The organism is Luteolibacter pohnpeiensis, assembly GCF_016595435.1.
GTDB lineage: Bacteria > Verrucomicrobiota > Verrucomicrobiia > Verrucomicrobiales > Akkermansiaceae > Luteolibacter > Luteolibacter pohnpeiensis.
On record NZ_JAENIJ010000161.1, the window covers coordinates 1 to 661 of the forward strand.

Here is a 661-nt window from a genome sequence, read left to right on the forward strand (position 1 = left end):
AAGGAAACGGCGACGTGGGACATGGCGCCGAGGTTGTAGACCTCATCGGGCTGGATTTCAGCGAGGAGGCGGGTGAGGTTGGAGGTGTCGGTGAGATCGCCGTAGTGGAGCTTGAAGCGTGCGTGCTCGATGTGGGGATCTTCGTAGATGTGGTCGACGCGCTCGGTGTTGAAGAGGGAAGCGCGGCGCTTGATGCCGTGGACTTCGTATCCTTTTTCGAGCAGGAATTCAGCGAGATAGGATCCGTCTTGACCGGTGACTCCGGTGATCAGTGCTTTTTTCATGGCGGAACTTTTACTTTGGACGACTCAGAGTATTGGGAGTCGAAGCTTAGATCGTTGGTTGTTGTAGAGATTAGATGGCTAAAAATGACAGCAAGTGGTGGAGCTCAGCCCTTGCCGATGACGAATGCGTCGAAGCCGTGGGCTTTGAGGGCGGCGGCGGGGAGCACGGCGCGGCCGTCGAAGACGAAGGCGGGCTTGAGCATCAGGTCGTAGATTTTTGGCAAATCCAGGGTCCGGAATTCGTCCCACTCGGTGAGGGTCGCGAGCGCGTGAGCTTTCTCGGCAGCTTCGTAAGGGGTCTTGGCAATGATCACGTTGCTGTCGAATAGCTCAGGGTCGATGCCGACTTCTAACAAGTCGCGGCGCATCGTGGCTGG

The 661-nt window shown here is 57.2% G+C and carries 2 protein-coding genes; both read right to left on the bottom strand.

Features of this window, described 5'->3' with window-relative positions; translation table 11 throughout:
• Positions 1-284, bottom strand: a 284-nt coding sequence (locus JIN85_RS20750; protein ID WP_200273589.1) for a GDP-mannose 4,6-dehydratase, incomplete at its 3' end; no start/stop codon positions are given.
• A 104-nt stretch (positions 285-388) separates the two neighbouring features.
• Positions 389-661: UDP binding domain-containing protein (locus tag JIN85_RS20755; RefSeq protein ID WP_325108781.1), on the bottom strand; the 273-nt coding region annotated here is incomplete at its 5' end.